The sequence below is a fragment of the Streptomyces sp. NPDC087845 genome (assembly GCF_044742755.1).
Lineage (GTDB): Bacteria > Actinomycetota > Actinomycetes > Streptomycetales > Streptomycetaceae > Streptomyces.
The window spans coordinates 212,667-226,393 of the sequence record NZ_JBIUVC010000003.1 but is presented as its reverse complement, the minus strand read 5'-3'; the positions used below and the strand labels follow the sequence as shown (position 1 = coordinate 226,393).

Sequence of the window (13,727 nt, the reverse complement as noted above, 5' to 3'; positions counted from 1 at the left end):
GTCCACCGCTGTCCGCGCTTCCCTCTCGCCTCACTGTGACATGTCACACCTCTCAAGGAGCCACGATGCAGACGAACACCCTCCCGCGCACACACCCCTGGCACGGTGTCATGGTCGCCACCCCGATCACCCTGCGCGACGACTGCACGATCGACTACGACGCCTATGGCGCACACGTCCAACAGCTCATCGCGGCCGGTTGCGACGGGGTGGTGCCCAATGGATCGCTGGGGGAGTACCAGACCCTGACCGACAGCGAGCGCGAGCAGGTGGTCAAGGTCGCCGTCGACGCGGCGGGCGACGGCAGCCGCGTCATGCCCGGCGTCTCCGCCTACGGCAGCGCGGAGTCACGGCGCTGGGCGGAACGGGCCGCGGAGGCGGGCGCCGGCTCCGTACTGCTCCTGCCGCCGAACGGCTACCGCTGCGAGGACGAGGCGGTCCGCGCCCACTACGCCGATGTGGCCCGAGTCGGGGTTCCGGTGGTCGCGTACAACAACCCGTACGACACCAAGGTGGACCTGACACCGGGCCTGCTCGCCGCACTCCATCAGGAGGGCAGCATCGTGGCGGTCAAGGAGTTCAGCGGTGATGTCCGAAGGGCCTACGAGATCGCTGAACAGGCCCCCGGCCTCGACCTGCTCGTGGGTGCCGACGACGTACTGCTGGAACTGGCGCTGGCCGGGGCCGTCGGCTGGATCGCCGGCTGCCCGAACATGCTGCCCTCCTGCTGCGTCGAGCTCTACCGGGCGGCTGTGACGGGTGACATGGCAACCGCGCTGCCTCTGTACCGGGAGCTGCATCCCCTGCTGCGGTGGGACTCGAAACCGGAGTTCGTCCAGGCCATCAAGGCTTCCATGGACGTCGCCGGACGCCACGGCGGCCGTACTCGCCCGCCGCGGCTTCCCCTGCCCGACGACGACGCGGCCGCCGTACGCGCCGCGACCGAGAAGGCGCTGGCCGAGGGCCTCGGCTGAGCGCCGTTCCGGCACCGTACGTCCGGTCGGTGTCCGATCCAGCCCATGCCTCGCGCTCTTCGTCCTCTTCATGACGAACCCAGGGGGAGCCTTGCAGACACGTCACATTTTCCATGCAGTCGACTCACATACCGAGGGCATGCCCACCCGCGTCATCACCGGCGGCATCGGAACCATCCCCGGCGCCACGATGGCCGAACGGCGCAGCTACTTCCAGGAGCACCGGGACGCCGTGCGCACCCTCCTCATGTACGAACCGCGCGGCCATGCCGCCATGAGCGGCGCGATCCTTCAACCGCCCACCCGGCCCGACGCGGACTTCGGCGTCCTCTACATAGAGGTCTCCGGGTTCCTGCCGATGTGCGGGCACGGCACCATCGGCGTCGCGACCGTTCTGGTGGAGACCGGCATGGTCGAGGTCACCGAACCCGTCACCACCGTGCGGCTGGACACCCCGGCCGGACTCGTCAGCGTCGACGTACAGGTGCGTGACGGCGCGGCCACCGCCGTCACGCTGACCAACGTTCCCGCGTTCAGCGTCGCGCTCGACCGGACGGTGGACGTGCCCGGCCACGGACCGGTCCGCTATGACCTCGCCTACGGCGGCAACTTCTACGCGATGGTGCGTCTGTCCGACCTCGGGCTGCCCTTCGACCGGGAGCGCAAGGGTGACATCCTGGCGGCCGGACTCGGACTGATGGACGCGGTCAACGCGGCCGACCGGCCCGTTCATCCGGAGGACCCGGACATTCACGGCCTCAAACACGTACAGTTCATTGCGCCCGGTTCCGATGCCCGCCACTCCCGGCACGCGATGGCGATCCATCCCGGCTGGTTCGACCGGTCGCCCTGCGGAACCGGCACCTCGGCGCGCATGGCCCAACTGCACGCACGCGGCGAACTGCCCCTGGATTCCGACTTCGTGAACGAGTCCTTCCTCGGAACCTCGTTCACCGGGCGTCTCATCGAGAAGACCACGGTGGGCGGGCTGCCCGCCGTCGTCCCGACGGTCACGGGCCGCGCCTGGATCACCGGTACCGCACAATTCTTCCTGAACCCGTCCGACCCCTTCCCCGAAGGATTCCTGCTGTGAACCTGCCCCTGCTCGGCGCCGACGACATCGAGGCCCTGGGACCGACCGGAGCCGTGGACGCCCTGGAGGCGGCGCTGAGCGGGGGACTCGATCCGGAGACGTCGCCGGCCCGGCACCATGTCACAGTTCCGGGCGGAGAGCTGCTGATCATGCCTGCCACCACCCGACGGGTGACCGGGGTGAAGATCGCCGGAGTCGCCCCCGGCAATCCGGCGCACGACCTGCCCCGGATCACCGGAAGCTATCTGCTGCTCGACGGTCCCACCCTGCTGCCGCTCGCCCTGCTCGACGGAGCCGCGCTCACCACGCTGCGCACACCGGCCGTGTCCGCGCTCGCGATCCGGCACCTCACCGGACCCGTGCTGCGTCACATGGTGCTCTTCGGAACGGGCCCGCAGGCGTACGGGCACCTCGCCGCGGTGCTCGCGGAACGGCACGTGGAACAGGTCACCGTGATCGGCCGGACTCCGCGCCGGGTCGACGCACTGGTGGAGCACGCCCGCCGGCTCGGCGTGGACGCCCGTGCGGCCGAGGAGCAGGGGGCCGAGGCGGTCGCCACGGCCGATCTGGTGCTCTGCTGCACCACGTCCGCGACCCCGCTGTTCGACGGCACCCTCGTACCGGACGGGGCGACGGTCGTCGCGGTCGGCTCGCACACACCGGATGCCCGGGAGGTCGACACCGCTCTGGTGTCGCGCTCCGCCGTGTTCGTCGAATCGAGGTCGGCAGCCCTGTCGGAAGCGGGGGACCTGCTGATCCCGATGGCAGAAGGGGCCTTCAGCGCCGAGGACATCACCGGCACCCTCGCCGACCTGGTGGCGGGCCGGGCTCTCGGCGGGAAGCCGGTTGCCGAGGAGCGCCCCAAGTTCTTCAAGAGCGTCGGAGCGGGCTGGGAAGACCTCGCGGTCGCCGCCGCGGTGCACGGGAATTCGGCGCCCTGAGCGAGTTGTCCACAGGTCCAGAACGACGGACCCGAGCGGGAAACGTGACATTGTATTCTGAGGGCCCGTACGGCGCTGGAGGAACACATATGGCCCGCCTGACGACGCTCAACGCCATCTCGGCGCAAGAGCACTTGCGCGACCGGGTGGCGAACGCCCTCAGAGCGGCCCTGATCGCCGGGGACCTCCGTCCGGGCGTGATCTACTCCGCTCCCACGCTGGCCGCAGAGTTCGGGGTGTCCGCCACCCCGGTCCGCGAGGCCATGCTCGACCTCGCCCGCGAGGGCCTGGTCGAAGCGGTTCGCAACAAGGGCTTCCGGGTCACGGAGCTGACCGAACAGGACCTCGACGACTTCACCGAACTCCGCGCCATGATCGAGGTGCCCACGGTCGGTCGCATTGCCCGGATGGGCAAGACGAGGGAGCTGAAGGCGCTACGGCCGCTCGCTCTGGCGATCGTCGCCGCCGCCACCGAGCACGACATCATCGGCTACCTGGAGGCGGACCGTCGCTTCCATCTGGAACTGCTCGGACTGGCGGGCAATCGCAGACTGGTCGAGGAGGTTGGCAACCTGCGCAAGCGTTCACGGCTCTTCGGACTCAACCGGCTCGACTCGACAGGTCAGTTGACCACATCGGCCGAGGAGCATGTCCAGCTGCTCGACCTCATGATCGCGGGGGACGCGCAGCGCGCCGAGAGGTGCATGCTGGCTCATATGTCACATGTCAGGTCGCTCTGGGCCGAGGAGGACGCCGACGACACGGGTTCGGGAGGCTTCCGGATCAGAAGGGTGACACTGCCGGTCGGGGACGCCTGAACCACCGGGCGCGCCGCGGCGCCCGAGAGGCGCTCCCGGTGCGCCTGGGGTGTCTCGTCTTCCGCCAGCCGATTCCGGCCGCCCCGCGGCGCACTGCCGCCGTCGGTCGCCCTGCGGCGCACTGCCCCCAGTCGGCCGCCCCGCGGTGCACTTGCCCCTGCCGGCCGCCCTGGCAGGGCCGGGGAGGTCGTTGAAGTGGGCCGTTCGGACCGGCTTCCTGCTCAGCCGTCCAGCAGGGCGGCCATCCACTCCTCGATTCCGTCGGCGGTGCGCGGCAGCGCGGACGACATGAGGCGGGCGCCGTCGGCCGTGATCACGAGGTCGTCCTCGATCCGCACCCCGATTCCGCGCAGCGACGGGGGCAGTGTCTCGTCGTCGGGCTGGAGATAGAGCCCCGGCTCCACGGTCAGCACCTGGCCGACCTCCAGCCGCCCGTCCAGGTAGGCGTCAGCGCGTGCCTGGGCGCAGTCGTGGACGTCCATTCCGAGCATGTGGCCGCTGCTGCAGAGTGTGTACCGGCGGTAGAAGCCGTTGTCGGCGTCGAGCGCCTCATCGGCGGACATCCGCAACACGCCCCATTCGTGCAGTCCTTCGGCGATGACCCGCATGGCCGCCAGATGGAAGTCACGGAATCGCGCACCGGGGCGCAGGGCGGCGATACCCGCCTCCTGCGCGGCCAGCACCAACTCGTACACGCTGCGCTGGACGGGGGAGAAGCGGCCGGACAGCGGCAGGGTACGGGTGATGTCTGCCGTGTACAGCGAATCGGTCTCCACCCCGGCGTCCAGGAGCAGCAACCGGTCGCGGTCCAGTGCACCGTCGTTGCGGATCCAGTGCAGGACACAGGCGTGCGCCCCGGCTGCGGCGATCGTGGAGTAGCCAGGACCGTTGCCCTCGAGCCGGGCCCGCAGATCGAAGACGCCCTCGATCCAGCGCTCGCCGCGACGGTGCCGCAGCGCCTGCGGGAGGCTTCGCACGACATCCTCGAACCCTGCCACCGTGGCATCGACGGCATGCTGCAACTGATCGGTCTCCCACGGGTCCTTGACGAGGCGGAGTTCGCTGAGCACCTCCGTCAGTCCGGCCGGAGCCGACCGTCCGGGTGCGAACGGACCTCGGCCGCACAGCAGTTCGTCGACGGTGGGGTCCACGCCGTCCAGCACCCGTACGGGCGGCTGCGGTCCGGTCAGCAGCTTCTCCCAGGCGTCCAGGTGTGCGCAGCGGATGCCGGTCACCCGGGTGGCCTCCGCCAGGTCGGGCCGGCGTCCGACCCAGAACTCCCCGTATCTGCGGTCGCGGTAGAACTCGTGGCCGGTGCGCGGTGACCGGGGGCGCAGGTACAGCACCGCTTCGTGCCGCTCGTCGCCGTCGGGTTCCAGAACGAGGACATGGCCGGCCTGGTCCTCGCCGGTGAGGCCGGTGAGCCAGGCGTAGCCGGTGTGCGGACGGAACCGGTGGTCGGTGTCGTTGGACCGGACCGCGAGCACGCCCGCCGGGATGATCAGGCGTTCGCCGGGGAAGCGGGCGGCGAGCCGGGCGCGGCGGGCGGGTGTGACGTCGTACGGGGGGACGCGGATGTCAGCCGGTAGCGGGGTGTCCGCCCATGCCATGCCCATGAAGGCGTCCAGCGCGGGCGACACCGGCAGGTCATGACTGCTGGTACGGGGGGTGGAGAGGGAATGGGGCACGGGCATGGCTCCTTGGTGCTTTGCCGGTGCGCAGCCGAAATCCATTGCTGCGGCGCCGAGTTGGCGCGGAGATGAATGTGCGCGAGAGGACTTCCAAAGAACATGTGACATGTGCCATTGTACAGCGCGCAGCCGGGATGAGGTCGTGTCCATGCCATAGAGCTCAGATGGATCCGGTCCGGCCCCACCTCGCGCGATCCCCCACAGCCGCGCACTGTTGCGCGGTCACCACTCCGCTGGGAGGCGGCACGTGAAGAACCGAACGGTTCGACAAAGATTTACCGGACTGTCCACTGCGGTCCTGGCGGCATGCCTGGGCGTGGGCCTGCTCTCCGCACCGGGCCAGGCCGTCGAGCGACCCCCCACCGCATCGACAGCGACCGGTCACAGCCGGACCGGCGACGCCGGTCCGGTCCGTACGGGCGGTGGGCCCGCCGCAGAGCCGGGCGGCCCCACCGCCGAGGCCCCGACCGCACCTGTGGACGACGCCACCCACGTCGGCCGCAAGTCCCTCAAGGCCGCCGACCGCCCGCCGTTGTCCGCATCCAAGGACGCACTGCGGCGGGACTACGACGACCCCGGCGCCGCGCTCCCGAGCCACCTGGCGCCTTCGATGAAGGCCGACGCCAAGGCCAAGGCCGGCTCCAAGGCCCGGACCGCGGCCGAGTGCAATGTCAGCGACTTCACCAGCCGCACCGGAAGCGACCTCGTCCAGCAGATCAAGTCATCGACGACCGACTGCGTCAACACGCTGTTCCGTGTCAAGGGCAACGACGGCAATCTGGCCTTCCGGGAGGCGCAGATGGTCACCGTCGCCAACGCCCTGCGCGATGGATCCGCCGCCTACCCCGGCGACAGCAGTACCGGCATGCCCCAGCTGGTCCTCTATCTCCGAGCCGGGTACTACGTGCAGTACTACGACCCCGACACCGTGGGCAGCTACGGGCCGGAGCTGCGTACGGCGATCCAGGGCGGGCTCGACGCGTTCTTCGCCTCCTCGCACGCCTTTGACGTCACCGACGCCAACGGGGAGACCCTGTCCGAGGCCGTCATATTGATCGACAGTGCCGTGGAGAACGCCCGCTACCTGTCTGTCGTCAAGCGGTTGCTGGCCAACTACGACTCCTCGTACAACAGCTCCTGGTACATGCTCAACGCCGTGAACAACGTGTACACGGTGACATTTCGCGGTCACCAGGTGCCGGAGTTCGTCGCCGCCGTGGAGGCTGATCCAAGCCTGCTGGACGCCCTCCATGACTTCGCGTCGCGCCATCTGGACCTGCTGGGCACGGACCGGTCGTACCTGACCTCCAACGCGGGACTTGAGCTCGGCCGCTTCCTTCAGGAGGCCTCCCTGCGCCCCAAGGCAAGCCCGTTGGCCGCCGGACTGCTCGGCCAGAGCTCCATCACCGGCCCCACCGCCCCGCTCTGGGTCGGCGTGGCGCAGATGGTCGAGGCCTACGACAAGGCGAACTGCTCGTACTACGGCACCTGCGACCTCGCCCAACGCCTGAAGAGTGCGGTTCTCCCCGTCAGCTACACCTGTAGCGACAGCATCCGCATCCTGGCGCAGCAGATGTCCACCGCGGACCTCGACGCGAGCTGCACCAGTCTGCGCAACCAGGACGCCTACTTCCATGACGTCGTCCGGGACAGTGGTCCGGTCGACGGCGACCGCAACACCACCATCGAGGTCGTGGTCTTCGACTCCAGCAAGGACTACCAGACCTACGCCGGCGCGATCTACGGCATCGACACGAACAACGGTGGCATGTACCTGGAGGGCGACCCCGCGGCGGCAGGCAACCAGCCCCGGTTCATCGCGTACGAGGCGGAGTGGGTCCGCCCCGAGTTCCAGATCTGGAACCTCAACCACGAGTACACGCACTACCTCGACGGCCGCTTCGACATGTACGGCGACTTCGGCGCCGGAATGACCACTCCGACCGTCTGGTGGGTCGAGGGCTTCGCGGAGTACGTCTCCTACTCGTACCGCAAGGTCACCTACGACGACGCCGCCGCCCAGGCCGCGAACCACACCTACACCCTGCGGACCCTGTTCGACACCACCTACGACAACGCCGACCAGACCCGTATCTACAACTGGGGCTATCTGGCCGTCCGTTACATGCTGGAGTCCCACCGCGCGGACGTCGACACGCTCCTCGGCCTCTACCGGAAGGGCGACTGGGACGGTGCCCGCACCCTGCTCACATCGACCATCGGCAGCCGCTACGACGCCGACTGGAACACCTGGCTGACCGCCTGTGCGGCCGGCAGCTGCGGCACCGGCACCAACCCGCCCACCGAGCCCGGGGCCGAGTGCGCCGGGACCGACACCAGGGAGCTGGGCAAGGACTGCAAGCGCAGCGGGCTGACGGCCGTCAAGGGCGACTACGCCTATCTGTACGTGTTGATTCCGGCGGGCACCGCTCAGCTGAAGATCACCGCGTCGGGCGGAACGGGCGACGCCGACCTCTACTACAGCGCGGACAGCTGGGCGACCACCGACAGCTACACCAGCCGGGCCGTCGGCGCCGGGAACGAGCACACGCTGACCATCGACAACCCGGCACCCGGATACCGCTACATCAGCCTGCACGGCGTTGAGAAATTCGACGGTGTGACCGTCTCCACCCAGTACTGACCAGTACTGAGAGCCTTCGGACACATGACAACGGCCGGCCCGCGCAGGGGGTTTCCCTCCGCGGGCCGGCCCTGCCGAACCTCACCGGCTCACAGCAGCCGCAGCCCGCCGGGCGGCGTTCCGTCCGTCAGGGTCTCCACGAGCAGGTCGAACAGGGTCGGCCCCCGCCCCGCCAGGGCGTTGTCGAGCCGCCGCCGGACCGCAGGTCTGTTGGTGGGGTGCACCCGGTCCAGACTCTGCCGCAGATAGCGCGCCGTCTCCGCATGTCCCAGGGCCTGCGCGGAGAGCGCGTGGTCCCGCCACTCGAAGACGAAGTCGTCGTCCGGCCCGCCCATCCCGCCGCTGAGGCAGTCCGCGAGGGCGTCGAAGTTGCGTCCGAAGTATCCGCCGGGGCCGTTCACCGCCTCGCCGATCACGTTCCAGAACTGCTCCAGGCCGGTGACCCGGGAGCCGTCGATCACATAGGTCACGGTCATGGGTGGAGGGTACAAGTCCGGTTGCCTCCACCGGTCCGTGATCCGCGCCGCAGGTGGGGGTCTACGGCGCGGATCGGCTCGGAGGGGCCGGGCTTCAGCAGCCCTGGTCGATCAGGTCGAAGGTGGCGTAGTGGTCGCTGGTGTAGTAGTCCTCCTGCGCCTCTTCGCCCGTGATGACGCGACGCGCGCCGCGGGTCGGGGAGCCGGGGGTGACGACCGTGTACTCGTGGTAGTAGCCGGTGCTCTGGCTGGGCAGGACGCCTTCACGGTTCTGGAAGACGGAGCCGTCCTGCGAGTACGGGAACGGGCCGCCTGCCTCGATCAGATCGAGGGTGTCGTGCGCCTGGGCGGGCAGCGCCGAGTAGCAGATGCTGCCGACCGAGGTGATGCCGGCACCGGTGGTGGCGACCGGGTCGGTCGCGGCGGTGGCGGTCGCGGTGACCGGGCCGCCGACGAGGAGAACGGACAGGAGGGCGGCAGCGCCGCCGAGCGTGGTGATCCGTGGGGGGATTCGCATGACCACCATGATGACGCGCGTAGACACGGTGCCGTCAACGCCAACCGATGTGAATTTTTTGGAAGTTAACCGGGGGGACGGAAATGTGTCGCCGATGTGTCCGAGGACCCGTGGGCCGTTCCGCCCGCCTGTTCACTTATTGATGTGTCGACAAGCGTGACGGCCGGGCTGCGGGGCATGCATCCCCGTGGAGATGTTCCTCGAAGGCGTTCGACGAGACGGCGAGCAGGGGGCGATTCACTGTGCGGGCGGGGGAAACGATGGAGTGTCAGGGAGATGCCGATTCCATGGCGGACGGGACGGCTCACGAGCCGGGCGCGCAGGGGCAGCAGCCAGTCCGGCTGCATCGCAGACTGGCCCGTACCGACCTCGCGGCCGTGAGCGAAGTGCGGGGCGCGTTACGGGAGTTCCTGCGCTACCGGTGGCGGACCGAGCCGGCCGAGGTGGCGGAGCTCCTGCTCAGCGAGCTGGTGACCAACGCACTGATCCACACGAGGCACGGCGCGGTCGTCACGGTGAGTGTGGCGCCCGCCAAATTACGGGTGGAGGTACGGGACTTCGCGTCCGGGATGCCCCCGTCGTGCGTACCGGACGCCGACGACGGTACGCACGGCCGGGGGCTGTTCCTGGTGCGGAGTCTCGCGGACGCCTGGGGGATCGGCACCCACCCGCTGGGCAAGGTCGTCTGGTTCGAACTGGACGGCGAAAGGCCCTGAGAACCCGGAGTGGACCGGGCCATCAGGGCCTCTTGCGGCAGACCGGCGGAACGCCCGCGGATCTGTGTGGACCAGTGGATCAGCCGAACTGCTGCTCCAGGTCCTTCAGTTTCCGCTCCAGCGAGTCGAGCCGGGGCAGTGCCTGGGTGTCGTCCTCGGCGGTGAGGTCGACGGTGATCGGATCATTCGCGTTCCGCTCCGGGGCGCCGGGGTTCGGCCCCGTCACGGCTTGCAGGGATGGCCGGGGACGCAAGGGCAGTTGCCCCGGCTCGGATATGGCGGGCTCCACGGCGGACGCCGATGTCGGGGCGATCGCCTGGATGTCCACCTGGGTGCCGCCCCGGCCGACCCGGCGCCAGGCCCGGTTCTGCCGGTTCAGCGCCTTGATGTGGGCCCGGTCCAGCTTCTCCTGGTCCTTCCTGCGGAGACGGTTCTGCTCCTTCTCCCGCCGGTCCTCACGTACTTCCTCGACGGCTTCGTCCAGGGTGCGCACGCCCTCCAGCAGCATCAGCGACCAGGCGCCGAAGGTCTCCCGGGGGGCACGCAGCCACCGTACGATCCGGATCTGCGGCAGCGGACGGGGCACCAGGCCCTGTTCGCGCAGCGCGGCCCGGCGGGTCTGCTTCAGTGCCCGGTCGAAGAGCACGGCCGCCGAGAGCGACATCCCCGCGAAGAACTGCGGGGCGCCCGCGTGGTCCACTCCGCGCGGCGCGTGCACCCAGTTGAACCAGGCCGCGGCGCCGGCGAACGTCCATACGAGCAGCCGTGAGCCCAGCGCCGCGTCACCGTGGCTGGCCTCGCGCACCGCGAGTACGGAACAGAACATCGCGGCCCCGTCGAGGCCGAACGGAACGAGGTATTCCCAGCCCCCGGAGAGGCCGAGGTTCTGCTCGCCGAAGCCGACGAGCCCGTGGAAGGAGAGAGCGGCGGCGACCGCCGCACAGCAGAACAGCAGGATGTACGAGGCGGTGGCGTACAGCGCCTCCTTGCGTCTGCGACGCTCCTCGCTGCGTTCCCAGCTGTCGTCGGCAGCGGAATCGTCAGCGGCGCGCTTGCCGCGTGCGACCACCGCCACCGCCGCCAGGACCCCCACGAGCAGCACGGCGCCCGGAAGCAGCCAATTCAGCGATATGTCGGTCAGTCTCATGCGCGGTCCCTTGCGTCGCGTAGGGCATTTCGGGCGCCATGATTGCCGAAACCCCATCATGCACAGGGGGTTTCGGGGCAAGAGAACGCCATTGGGTTGGCAGCGCATACGGATAGCCGGGATCTGATCGAATATTCGTACGCGGCCAATGATCTGCGTTCGAATAGTACTACCCGTGCGGGTGGTGTGGATTCAGTGAGCGAGCGTCAGTTTCCGTACCCGGTCCGCGTCGCAGGTGCGGGGGCAGGTGACGCAGGTGTCGTCGGGGCGGAGCGTGTAGAAGAGGCAGCAGCTCGCCCGGTCGCGGGTGGGCAGCGGCTCGCCGTCCGGCCCGGTCAGTTCACGGAACCCGGCCGAGCCGACGTACGGCTTCGTGGTCCCGGGCAGGAGTGACTCCAGCTCGGTCATCGCCCGCCGCTCCTCGCCCAGCAGATGGGCGATGTACCAGAGCCCCTCGACGATTTCGTCCGTCGCCATGCCCCACAGGGCCCGCCTGCCGCGCCGCATCCGCGGTCCGAAGCCGTCCAGCACCGGGCCGATGTGGTCGGCGACCGAGGCGAGCACCTCGGCGCGCAGCGCGGCCTCGTCGGGGACCACCCGGGCGCCGGGCAGTCCCGCCGCCGGATCGTCCGGGAGGCAGGCGAATTCCCGTATACGGACGGTCAGATGGCCCAGTGCCCGCTGGAACGCCACGTCCTCGACGGGGATCCGGGGAACGCGCCGGTGCAGGAACCACGGCACCGTCACCAGCAGGCAGGCCGGCCAGGCGTACCGGTGCAGCCCGAAGCTGGCGACCACGTCGGGCCGGGGCTGCTGCCCGTAGTCCCGCAGCACCTGCGCGTGGTCCCAGGCGAGGAAGGCGTCGAGAGCGGCGCCTCCGGCCGCGAGCTCGTCCGCGCCCACCCAGCCGGCGCCGCGCGGAGCGGCGTCATCGTCCGTCAGCACCTCGACGCGCAGCCCGGGGAAGACCTCGGCCAGACGCGCGTACGCGCCCGTCGTCGCGGACGCGGTGGTGTCGGGAAGCAGGGCGGGGAGTGTCATGCAGGGACCACCAAATCGCGATCGTTTGCAGGTAAGCCTTACCTTACCCGAACAGATCGATGTTTGAACTGGGGCCTGCTCCGCCTATCGTGCAGAGGGGCATGGCGCACGCGAGCCGAGCCCACGGCAGGCCGAGGAGGTCCGAGTGGAGCAGGGCAGAGCGCCGGAGCAGGCGCGACCGTCGTGCGCGCCCGCCGCGTCCGCGCCCCCCTCGACGTCCGTACGGGTGCCCGAACAGGCGCGTGGCGAGCAGGCACGTGGCGAAGAGGCACGCAGGGAACAGGCGCGTGGCGAACACACCCACGGCGAGCAGCTGTCCCCGCGCGCGGGGGTGCAGCGGTACTCCGTACGCGGCCAGATCCTCGACGCCCTCCGTGCCGCCCTGGTCGACGGTCAACTGGTCCCGGGCCAGGTCTACTCCGCCCCCGCCCTCGGCGCCCGCTTCGGGGTCTCCGCGACGCCGGTGCGCGAGGCGATGCAGCAGCTGGCCGTCGAGGGCGCCGTCGAAGTCGTACCGAACCGCGGATTCCGGGTTTCCCAACGGGGCCCGCGCGAGCTGGCCGAGCTGGCCGAGGTACGGGCCCTGGTCGAGGTCCCCGTCATACTGCGGCTGGCCCGCACCGTCCCGCCGGCCCGCTGGTGCGCCCTGCGTCCGCTGGCCGACGCGACGGTGGCGGCCGCCGCGATGGGCGACCGGGCGAGCTACGCCGAGTCCGACCGGGCCTTCCACGGCGGGGTCCTCGCGCTCTGCGGCAACGAGCAGTTGGTGATGGTCGCCGACGACCTGCACCGCCGCTCGCAGTGGCCCCCGGGCAACAACCCCGTCACCCGCCGCGCCGACCTGCTCGCCGACGCCGCCGAGCACACCGCCCTGCTCGACGCGCTCATCGCCCAGGACCTGGCCGTCGTGCGGTCGCTCGTACGGGAGCACTTCGCCGGTGCCGAGAACTGAACCGGGACGGTCCGTCCGCCCCGCATCCGGAGCGGGTTAGGCTACGCCCCTGATCACATGATCGTTCTTGGGGGCGGGAATGGCGGGAGGCCGGGCGTCACTGTCGGTTGCCGGGCTGCTGATGGCGGCGCTGGCGCTGGGAGCGGCCGGTTGTGCGCAGGAGACCGGCCGGGGTGCGGCCGTCCCGGACGGGGGCCCGGTGTCCACGACCGCACAGCCGTCCGCGACGCCGTCGCGGACCTCGGCGGGTGCGCCTGCCGTGACGCCTTCCGCACCGGCGAGGCCGACCCCGACCCCGACCCCGACCCCGACCGCTTCGCGCACCGTCTCCGTACCGGTGCCGCCGATACGGAAGGCCGCCCCGCCGAAGTCCCCGATCGCACCTCCGCGACGGGACAGCGGCGGATCGCGTGACAAGCCCCCCGCCGTTCCGCAGAACCCCACCCGGGGCCCCCACCCGCCGCCCGCACCGCCCCGCCCGACGCCGACTCCGGAGTGGAGCGCCGCCGGCTGGAAGCCGGGTGACCCGGTCGAGGACCGCACCTGAGGTCCACCGTCCGGTCGGGGACGGCGTCCCCTATGTGCGGGCCCGGTCGAGGACCGCGCCTGACCTTCACCGCTCCGGTCGAGGACCGCGCCTGACCTTCACCGCTCCGGTCGAGGACCGCGCCTGACCTTCACCGCTCCGGTCGAGGACCGCGCCTGACCTTCACCGCT

The 13,727-nt window shown here is 70.2% G+C and carries 13 protein-coding genes; 7 read left to right on the top strand and 6 right to left on the bottom strand.

Annotated elements, in window-relative coordinates; genetic code table 11:
* Positions 1 to 65 precede the first annotated feature (65 nt).
* The 4 genes from ACIOMQ_RS10195 to ACIOMQ_RS10180 all read left to right on the top strand — a co-directional run bounded on the left by ACIOMQ_RS10195 (position 66) and on the right by ACIOMQ_RS10180 (position 3,826).
* Entirely contained in the window at positions 66 to 974 is a 909-nt protein-coding gene (locus ACIOMQ_RS10195) for a dihydrodipicolinate synthase family protein (RefSeq protein ID WP_402188541.1), read from the top strand.
* 91 nt (positions 975 to 1,065) lie between these two features.
* The gene (locus tag ACIOMQ_RS10190; protein ID WP_362197659.1) at positions 1,066 to 2,067 is read left to right on the top strand and encodes a proline racemase family protein; all 1,002 of its coding nucleotides are present in this window, start codon (positions 1,066 to 1,068) and stop codon (positions 2,065 to 2,067) included.
* Positions 2,064 to 3,008: an ornithine cyclodeaminase family protein gene (locus tag ACIOMQ_RS10185; protein ID WP_402188539.1), complete on the top strand. Its 945-nt coding sequence runs from the start codon at positions 2,064 to 2,066 to the stop codon at positions 3,006 to 3,008. The genes ACIOMQ_RS10190 and ACIOMQ_RS10185 overlap by 4 nt, the downstream gene beginning before the upstream one ends.
* Before the next feature lie 89 nt (positions 3,009 to 3,097).
* Positions 3,098 to 3,826, top strand: coding sequence for a GntR family transcriptional regulator (locus ACIOMQ_RS10180; RefSeq protein ID WP_402188537.1), 729 nt, complete (start codon positions 3,098 to 3,100; stop codon positions 3,824 to 3,826).
* 221 nt (positions 3,827 to 4,047) lie between these two features.
* Here ACIOMQ_RS10180 and ACIOMQ_RS10175 read toward each other — a convergent pair whose 3' ends face one another.
* Entirely contained in the window at positions 4,048 to 5,514 is a 1,467-nt protein-coding gene (locus ACIOMQ_RS10175) for an aminopeptidase P family protein (protein WP_402188535.1), read from the bottom strand.
* A gap of 250 nt (positions 5,515 to 5,764) precedes the next feature.
* Here ACIOMQ_RS10175 and ACIOMQ_RS10170 point away from each other — a divergent pair, with 250 nt between their 5' ends.
* Positions 5,765 to 8,161: a M9 family metallopeptidase gene (locus ACIOMQ_RS10170; protein ID WP_401936486.1), complete on the top strand. Its 2,397-nt coding sequence runs from the start codon at positions 5,765 to 5,767 to the stop codon at positions 8,159 to 8,161.
* 89 nt (positions 8,162 to 8,250) lie between these two features.
* Here ACIOMQ_RS10170 and ACIOMQ_RS10165 read toward each other — a convergent pair whose 3' ends face one another.
* Both ACIOMQ_RS10165 and ACIOMQ_RS10160 read right to left on the bottom strand, forming a co-directional pair.
* Positions 8,251 to 8,637, bottom strand: coding sequence for a barstar family protein (locus ACIOMQ_RS10165; protein WP_402188533.1), 387 nt, complete (start codon positions 8,635 to 8,637; stop codon positions 8,251 to 8,253).
* A 94-nt stretch (positions 8,638 to 8,731) separates the two neighbouring features.
* Positions 8,732 to 9,154, bottom strand: a complete 423-nt coding sequence (locus ACIOMQ_RS10160; RefSeq protein ID WP_362197641.1) for a ribonuclease domain-containing protein — start codon at positions 9,152 to 9,154, stop codon at positions 8,732 to 8,734.
* A gap of 353 nt (positions 9,155 to 9,507) precedes the next feature.
* Here ACIOMQ_RS10160 and ACIOMQ_RS10155 point away from each other — a divergent pair, with 353 nt between their 5' ends.
* Positions 9,508 to 9,870, top strand: coding sequence for an ATP-binding protein (locus tag ACIOMQ_RS10155; RefSeq protein ID WP_401263781.1), 363 nt, complete (start codon positions 9,508 to 9,510; stop codon positions 9,868 to 9,870).
* Positions 9,871 to 9,949: 79 nt separating this feature from the next.
* Here the strand turns inward: ACIOMQ_RS10155 and ACIOMQ_RS10150 are convergent, their stop codons facing one another.
* On the bottom strand, positions 9,950 to 11,017 hold the full coding sequence (locus tag ACIOMQ_RS10150; protein ID WP_362197638.1) for a DUF2637 domain-containing protein: 1,068 nt from the start codon (positions 11,015 to 11,017) through the stop codon (positions 9,950 to 9,952).
* A 192-nt stretch (positions 11,018 to 11,209) separates the two neighbouring features.
* Positions 11,210 to 12,058, bottom strand: coding sequence for a (2Fe-2S)-binding protein (locus tag ACIOMQ_RS10145; RefSeq protein WP_401263716.1), 849 nt, complete (start codon positions 12,056 to 12,058; stop codon positions 11,210 to 11,212).
* Between the two features lie 145 nt (positions 12,059 to 12,203).
* Between ACIOMQ_RS10145 and ACIOMQ_RS10140 the strand changes: the two genes are divergently transcribed.
* Positions 12,204 to 13,010 (top strand): GntR family transcriptional regulator, encoded by an 807-nt coding sequence (locus ACIOMQ_RS10140; protein WP_402188531.1) that lies wholly within the window; start codon positions 12,204 to 12,206, stop codon positions 13,008 to 13,010.
* Positions 13,011 to 13,046: 36 nt separating this feature from the next.
* On the opposite strand, the gene ACIOMQ_RS10135 is transcribed toward ACIOMQ_RS10140, so the two are convergent.
* Positions 13,047 to 13,427 (bottom strand): hypothetical protein, encoded by a 381-nt coding sequence (locus ACIOMQ_RS10135; protein WP_401986559.1) that lies wholly within the window; start codon positions 13,425 to 13,427, stop codon positions 13,047 to 13,049.
* Positions 13,428 to 13,727: the final 300 nt, after the last annotated feature.

Excerpts from the sequence above, each read along its gene's own strand:
- ACIOMQ_RS10195 (WP_402188541.1), top strand. The coding sequence starts at position 66 with ATGCAGACGAACACCCTCCCGCGCACACACCCCTGGCACGGTGTCATG.
- ACIOMQ_RS10180 (WP_402188537.1), top strand. The coding sequence starts at position 3,098 with ATGGCCCGCCTGACGACGCTCAACGCCATCTCGGCGCAAGAGCACTTG.
- ACIOMQ_RS10165 (WP_402188533.1), bottom strand. The coding sequence starts at position 8,637 with ATGACCGTGACCTATGTGATCGACGGCTCCCGGGTCACCGGCCTGGAG.
- ACIOMQ_RS10150 (WP_362197638.1), bottom strand. The coding sequence starts at position 11,017 with ATGAGACTGACCGACATATCGCTGAATTGGCTGCTTCCGGGCGCCGTG.
- ACIOMQ_RS10160 (WP_362197641.1), bottom strand. The coding sequence starts at position 9,154 with ATGCGAATCCCCCCACGGATCACCACGCTCGGCGGCGCTGCCGCCCTC.
- ACIOMQ_RS10145 (WP_401263716.1), bottom strand. The coding sequence starts at position 12,058 with ATGACACTCCCCGCCCTGCTTCCCGACACCACCGCGTCCGCGACGACG.